A 7581-nucleotide genomic window follows, 5' to 3' on the forward strand; every position below is an offset into this window, starting at 1 on the left:
TTACCCAATTGAATTAATCGGATAAACGCACGCCTCCTTCTACTGTTCGCACGTCCCCGGAAAAAGGTTGGGGTGTACCGTTCCAGTTGAAGTCGCTAATTCTAAATGTCAGGCTGCCGACTTGACGATCAGGATTAAAACGCAAAATAATTGCGTAGCTGCGACGGCTGTACTCTAAAGTGTAGTTCGTACTGATTGTTTCCCTGCTCTCTAAATTAATAGCACTTTGAAATCCGACTCGAAAGCCTCCGTAAACTTGCTGCACAAGTCCAAAAGACAGGACTTTCAAATCTACTAGCCGATCGAACAAATAAGGCGATACCCCGTCCCGCGCTACCTGAGTGTAAGTCACGTTAAATCCAGTGTAGTCGAGGAAAGGGCGGGAGAAATGGCCGAACTGCCCTTGAAGCCCGATGCTGCTGGCGAGCGAATTTTGTCTGTCGCCGCTACTGTAATAAGAGCCAACTCCCCGGACTCCCAAGGCTAGTTGCAAGAAAGGAACCACCGGCGTGCGCGTGTACTTCAAACCCTGGGTGGGAGTGCGGGGTAGCGGTTGACCTTGCCAGAGGTTGAAGCCGCGGCTGAGGGCGATGCTGGCTTGGGCGCGGCCTAAATCGATGCGGTTGTTTTCGCGCACTGGTTCGAGCAAGTCTGGTCGATCGGTGTCAGCATTGATAAATTGATACCCGGCTTGGTAACTGAAATTGATGCCCGTGCTGCCGATTTGCATCTCTGGGGAAGTGAGGACGGCCCCCAGGCTGCTCTGCACGGTTTGATAGCCGAGAGAACCGTTGAACAGTCGATCGCGATAACTATATTCTGCTGCTAGAGAGTGAGTGCCGATCGACTGTCGCAGGCGCAAATTACCCCGAAAGCTGTTTTCCGGCAAATTCGGGAAATTGTCGAAACTCAGAAATACCGCCGAGCCGTCGATGCCCGTGCGCGGGCCCAGAGTCGCACCCAACCTGGCTTTCAGCCCGTAGCTGTCGGGGAAAAACGGATTGCCGCCGTGTTTTTCGACGACCCGCTGGAGGTAAACTTGGGGCGTCAGGCTCAGCCGCACGGGCCCGTTTTGCAATACCTCAAAAGCGCACTCGGCGAACAAACCGCCCCTGTCGGGCACGTCGTAGCCAAAAGTCAAACAGGGGCCGTTCTTCTGTTTGCTGTCAAACACTTGTCTGCGGGGATAGACGGGTATTTTGATGCGGTTGTCGAACACCAAGCGGGGCGAATTTGTGACTAATTCCTCAGCCGTGGGCGAAATCCTTCTAATCGTCGCTCTCCGGGCCCTGTATTCGAGTTCTGGCGGGGAAAACGGGTCGTTGGTAATCCGAATGTTGGTTGCTACTCTAGCGCCGTCTGGTAGGAGTTCCAGGCGTTCTGCTTCAAAGCGGATGCGGTTGACGGCGCCGGTAATTTGGGGGGCTGCTAGCTGTCCGCCGCCCCCGATGGTAATATTTGCGGCTCCGGAGGATTTGACTCCGCGCACGGGCTGCTGGCTGGTAATTCGATCGCTCAGGGGCTGTTCGAGAATGGTTCCGGCGCTGATATCTGTGGGTAATGTCGGCGTTAACTCGGTGCTGGCGGAGGGGAGGAATATTTCGCCGCTGGCTTGTTCGACTGCGCCGGAGTTGAGGCCGAGATTGAATTCCATCTGTCGGCCGCGGACTACTTGTTGGCCGCGGGTATAGGCGACATTGCCGGATGCTATCACTTGGCGGGTGACTAAGTTGACGATCGCGCGATCGGCATCTATCACAGTTTGCCGGAACCGCACCACAACCCTACCAACCGCCGTCACAATTTGCTGCTTGTCGTCAAATTCTTGGCTGTCGGCCTTAATTTCGATCGTATCGGCCGGACTCACCGGAAAAGGCACCGTCCGCTGAGCAGGCGCAGTGCGGGTTCCCGGCGGTGGCGCGGGTTTGGGCTTCGGTTTGGGGGCTGGGGGCGTGGCTGGTTTGGGTGTCGTTGGCGTCGTTGGCGCCGTTGGAATCTCCAACTCTTGCTGCTTGGTGGAAGGCTGTTCTGGCGCGGGTTCGGGAATGGGAATCTCCGCAGGTACGGGGGAGTTATCTTCTAACTGTCGGCCTTTGGCCTGATACCAACTTTCCTGCTGTCGGAGCGCATTCTTGTCCTGTTTTCCTTGCTCCCCGGCATTTCGTTGCCTGTTCCCAGCGGCAACAGCATTTTCTACCGAACCTAACTGGTAAGCAGTAAACGAAACATCTTTCTGGGCTGGCGCAGTTTCGGGTGTTCCCGCAGGAACCGGACGCTGAAATCCCACTACTGCGTCGCCGTTTTCCACGGAGGTTAGGGGGTCGGCGATTTCTGGAGGCTGACTGGTGGCTGGGGTGGTGCCCTGGAGTGTGGCTCCTTCTGATTGCGGGGCGGGTGTTGGTTCTGGCTGAACGATTTCTGGGCTTGGTTCCGGTATTTCTGCGGAGTTGCTGCGAGTGTCTCCATCGCCGGCCGCGACAGTGAGGGCGACTTTCTTTGGTTTCGCGATGTAGATGATAGCAGGGGGTTCTGGCGGTACCGGATAGGGCATAATTACAACAGGTGAGTCATCCGAATTTTAGATTTTAGATTTGATATTTTAGATTTTAGATGGTTTTTTATAGCGGACAATTTATCATCGAAATTTTTGCATTTAACAGGCAGCGTTTCCAGCTTAACCAGAAATCTTCGGGTGCGCTCTGCACCTAACCCGCTCATCCTCAGAAACCCCGTTGCTTGGGAGACTTTTCGTGGCCAAAGCTAATATTTTCCTCGCCACCGGGTTTGTTTCGCCACAAGATAACCTCGCTGGTGGTGCGAGGTCAAGTTTTGTTGAACTAATTTTTGCGGGTTTGGGGGCTGCGGTGGCGTGCCCCCGAGTCAGCGACGGAGATAGCTGGTTTATTCCATGTCTCTGCGGTTGGGGTTCCGGGCTGGGTCATTGGACAAAAATCCAAATATGAACAGGGAAACAAAAAATAGAACAACTACATTAACTACGATTTTGAGGGTTAGCACTGTGGGAGTCTCCAAAAATGGCATAATAGCGAGCTGATTTGCTGCTGTTGCGGCAACTTTTTTATCATAAGCTAAAGATTAGTCAATTTTATCTTTGCTTTTGAGGATTGTTGGCAAGTTGATTTTTGCCCAATTCCAGAGTTGCTCGACGATTTTTTCGACGCGCACCATGATTGCATCGAGCCATTCGAGCACTTGTTCTAGTGGGTGTTTAATGTAACCCATCGATTCGGCTTTGGTTTCTAAGTATTGGGCCTCGGGTTGGACGCCTGCGATCTGATTTTTTGGTTGTGCGGGGTTGGTGGCGGGGGTGTATCTGCTGGTTTGCTGGGTGATGGCTGCTGGGGATTGGTTGTTTTGTGGGGTGTTGGGGTTTGTGTGTTTTGGCACTTGGGTGTCCTGTGCGCGTCCTGGGGTTGATTCTGCTGCGAGTGCAGAGCTTTTTTCAGGAGTGACTGCTAAATTTGAACCTTTTTGGGGTTGACTTTGTGGCACTTTTGCCATCAAGCTCTGTTTGAGCTGCGCCAGCAGGCGGTGAATTGCTTCTGGGTAAGGCGATCTTGAGACTGCGGTCGATCGACCTTCTGGCAATTCTACTAATTCTGCAATTTCCTCCTTGACTTTTTGGCTGTTTTGTGATATGAGGCTTTGAGCTGTGGCGTCGGCTTCGGAACTTCCTGCGATTAAGTGCTGCGGTGCTGATTCCCCGAATAAGTCTTGCCAATTCAACCAAGGTCGATCGACCTTTGGGCTGTTTTGCCTTTTCTCTTCTTGTCGCTGTTTTAAATAATACTGAATTGCGACCGCTTTCTCGGTGTTGTCACTTGCCGCTGTTTCTTTGCCCAAAAGGTGGTCTACTGACGACCAAATCATTTTTTCGATGCTTTGAGCGTATTTTTCGAGGATTTCGCGGGCTGACAGACCTAAATTGGTTTTGGAGGCAGATGTATCATTTTTTACCTCTGACTTGGTGGCGGTGGTTTTGGTGGCTGGGGGGAGGGTAAATTCTTCGAGGTTGACGGCGGCGCGATCGAGTAATGTGACAAATGAGAGCGGATTGCCAGAGCGATCGAACTTGCTGTTAAAATTAGTTTCTAATTTTGGGATATTGTGGTCGATCGAATTCGATGCAGCAATCGACTGCTGCGCGGTGTTCGCAGGAGCGATCGGCATGGTAGCTTTTTGGACTAGGATGGAATTGCGGTCGATCGCGCCTTTTACCGCCAGGATTGATTCTCCAAACTGATTTCTTTTCACAGCAACCGGACTCGACTGGAGCCAGGCCATCAATTCCCAAAAACGACGCACCGGGGGAAGTTGCGCTTTTTTAGCAGCAGATTTTAAACCAAGATTAAATTGTAATTCTTTTTGAGTAATTGCACGACGTTCCGGCCCGCAGTTGGCGACTTCCCAAGTTATGCGACTTTCCAGCAATTCTTGCTGTTCGGGTGTCAAAATATCTAATATCTGATTTTCATCTCCCACCAAGACTAAAGTGCGGGCCCGGATCAAACTGGCGATTCCCTCAACTTTCGGTTTGGTGTCTGATGGAGTTTTAGCCAGCGGATGTTCTAAAACGGAAGTTGTTGGATGAAGAGCGATTTTTCCGCTAAAATTTAGAGTCGGAGGTAAATCGGTAGTAGCCTTCCCAGTTGCAGGACTTGTCTGGATTAACAGCGAGAAGCTGGCTAAAGTTGTAGCGGTTTGCGACGAGTTTAGCAAATTTTCGGCAAGGTTTAAGATTTGGTCGATCGAGCTTACCTCGGAATTTTCCCCAGGATACCAATTTTCAGACCAATCTGGATTTTCCTCGCCGCCATATTCTTGAAGTTCCGGTAAATCTACTTTTTGACTAGATTCCCGCAACTGTCGGCTCAACATTCGGGAACTTTGGACGAGCAAGTAAGCAGGATAAAGTAGAATTTGGGTAGCATTGAGAGTTGCAGCTTGAATTTGTCGCCAAGTGCGATCGCAATTATCAGCAACGTGACGGGACTGTTTCGATATAAAATTTAATAATCGGCTTTGGTATGGGCCAGAGTAACCGTTAGACATAAGTTTAATTATTGAATTGCCTGATTTTAGATTAGCGCCGGAATAGCTGAATTTTGCCGTAAAATCAAACCAGAATATTAATCGCAGTTTCAAACCCTCTGAAACCTTTATTTCTTCGCGTCCTTCGCGTCTTCGCGGTTCAATGCCGAACCCTGATTCCTACGCAAATCCTATTTTAGCCAAAAATGAACACTTCCGTGCCACCTGCCAGCAATAATATTTCTGAAGTTGTAGAGAAGTTGCGCCGCCTCAGCCAAGTGGAGGTTCAGTCTGGTTGGAGGTACTGCGATGCTGACTCGGCTGCTGTGGGTTCGGTAGGTATTTCTAACGAGCAGGTTGCCGAAATTAACGAAAAAGGACATATTGCTTGGCCGTCTGGGAAACAAGTTGTTTATTTAGGGCAGAAATTTGTCATTCCTGATAATTTGCACGGCTATCCTGTGCTTGGTTTGCGGTTGCTGCTGGGCTTGACTTGGTGGGCGGAAGATGCGACTATTTTTGTGAACGGTGAGTTAGTTGGACAAGGTGATTTGTTCGATTGTGCCGATCGCGTTTTGTTGAGCTCGTCGGTCAATCCGGGAGATGAATTTTTAGTTATTTTACGCTTGGTAAGTCCGGGCCACGATCGCGGTGCTTTAGTGCGATCGATTTGTTTGTACGAAGCTGCGGATTCTGCTTGTTTCGATCCGGGTTTTGTGGCTGCGGAATTAGAGATTTTGCAAAATTCGCTGACTCGAAATCGAAAAAATAAAAATTTCCCATACCTGCCCACCGAAATTATAGCAACTCCCCCCGGGTTTGTCAAGGGGGAAGTGCTGAAATCTGAGATTGATTTGGCCCTGGGTTTGATTGATTGGTCTGCGGTGTGCGATCGCCAAAAGTTCGATCGATCTTTGTCTGTTTTGCGGCACAATTTACTGCGATGTCTGCGGGCTTTTTCTGGGGAGTTAGATGATGTAACCGCAGAGAGCGCAGAGAGCGCAGAGGGAGGAAGAAGGGAGAGTTTTTTTGAGGTTGCGGAAAATCGTGACACTACATCTATATATATAGGAGAAAGTGGCAATCTGACATCTTTTTCTGGGGAGTTAGATGATGCAACCGCAGAGGACGGCGATCGCACAGAGAGAGGAAGAAGGGAGAGTTTTTTTGAGGGCGCAGAAAATCGCAATCCGACATCTATATATATAGGAGAAAATGGCGAGAGTGATTTTTTATCTGGGGAGTTAGATGATGTAACCGCAGAGGACGCCGATCGCACAGAGAGAGGAAGAAAGCAGAAAGTTTCTCAGGTTGCGGAAAATCGTGACACTACATCTATATATATAGGAGAAAGTGGCAATCTGACATCTTTTTCTGGGGATTTAGATGATGTAACCGCAGAGGACGCAGAGAGCGCAGAGGGAGGAAGAAGGGAGAAAGTTTCTCAGGTTGCGGAAAATCGTGACACTACATCTATATATATAGAAGAAATTGGCGATATAGCTTTTCTCAATCAAGTGAGGCACTCGCCAGCCAATCACCAATTACCAATTACCAATCACCAATTACCAATTACCAATTACCAATCTAGACCTGACTCACTTGAAACTTACCATACATCTATATACGCAGCTAAAATCTATTTGGTTGGCCACGCTCATTTAGACTTGGCTTGGCTGTGGCCTGTCCCGGAAACTTGGGAAGCAGCAGAGCGAACTTTTGAGTCGGTGTTGAAACTACAATCGGAGTTTCCCGATTTGATTTTCTGTCATTCAACTCCAGCGCTTTATGCTTGGATGGAAGAGTACCGCCCGGACTTATTTGCAGCGATTCAAAAACAGGTGGCGGCTGGTTGTTGGGAAGTTGTCGGTGGGATGTGGGTTGAACCGGATTTAAACTTGATTTCGGCTGAATCAATGGTGCGACAAGTTTTTTACGGACAGCGTTATGCGAAAGAAAAGTTGGGGGAATTGATGCGGGTGGCTTGGCTACCGGATACTTTCGGTTTTGGATGGCAATTACCTCAGATTTTGCGGCAAGGTGGAGTTGATTATTTTGTGACGCAAAAGTTGCGCTGGAATGATTCGACGGAATTTCCCTACGGTGCGTTTTGGTGGGAAGGGTTGGATGGTACTAAAATTTTTAGCATGATGTCTGGTGCGATCGGCGAAAGTGTAGAATCTGTCAAAATGGCAAGTCATGCTTTTGACTGGAAATTTAAGACTGGTTTACAAGATGCTCTTTGGTTACCTGGAGTTGGCGACCACGGCGGCGGCCCGACTCGTGATATGCTTGAAGTTGCTAAACGCTGGAAATTGTCGCCTTTTTTCCCCAGGATGGAGTTTGCGAAGGCTGTTGATTATTTGTCTTTGATTGAGAGTCAGTTTTTACCGGAAGTTGCGGAATCTGAGTCTCAATCTGATGTTTCACAGTCGCCAAGTTTTGAAAATTTGCAAATTCCTGAAGTTGTCGAAACTTTATCAGATGTCGCACCGGGAAACTTGCTCGAAAATTCAGCAACTTTATCCG

General features: G+C 49.3%; 3 protein-coding genes and 1 pseudogene. 1 reads left to right on the forward strand and 3 read right to left on the reverse strand.

Annotated elements, in window-relative coordinates:
- Positions 1 to 13: 13 nt before the first annotated feature.
- The 3 genes from QUB64_RS14225 to QUB64_RS14235 all read right to left on the reverse strand — a co-directional run bounded on the left by QUB64_RS14225 (position 14) and on the right by QUB64_RS14235 (position 5073).
- Entirely contained in the window at positions 14 to 2551 is a 2538-nt protein-coding gene (locus QUB64_RS14225) for a DUF3769 domain-containing protein (protein ID WP_333274797.1), read from the reverse strand.
- Positions 2552 to 2901: 350 nt separating this feature from the next.
- Positions 2902 to 3018 (reverse strand): photosystem II reaction center protein I, encoded by a 117-nt coding sequence (locus QUB64_RS14230; protein WP_039887172.1) that lies wholly within the window; start codon positions 3016 to 3018, stop codon positions 2902 to 2904.
- A 78-nt stretch (positions 3019 to 3096) separates the two neighbouring features.
- Positions 3097 to 5073, reverse strand: a complete 1977-nt coding sequence (locus tag QUB64_RS14235) for a hypothetical protein (protein WP_333274799.1) — start codon at positions 5071 to 5073, stop codon at positions 3097 to 3099.
- Between the two features lie 185 nt (positions 5074 to 5258).
- Here QUB64_RS14235 and QUB64_RS14240 point away from each other — a divergent pair.
- Positions 5259 to 7581 (forward strand): annotated as a pseudogene (locus QUB64_RS14240) (hypothetical protein); the annotation flags it as partial.

This window comes from Microcoleus sp. Aus8_D2, from assembly GCF_036702665.1.
In the GTDB taxonomy this organism is placed as follows: domain Bacteria; phylum Cyanobacteriota; class Cyanobacteriia; order Cyanobacteriales; family Microcoleaceae; genus Microcoleus.

Excerpts from the sequence above, each read along its gene's own strand:
- QUB64_RS14225 (WP_333274797.1), bottom strand. The coding sequence starts at position 2,551 with ATGCCCTATCCGGTACCGCCAGAACCCCCTGCTATCATCTACATCGCG.
- QUB64_RS14235 (WP_333274799.1), bottom strand. The coding sequence starts at position 5,073 with ATGTCTAACGGTTACTCTGGCCCATACCAAAGCCGATTATTAAATTTT.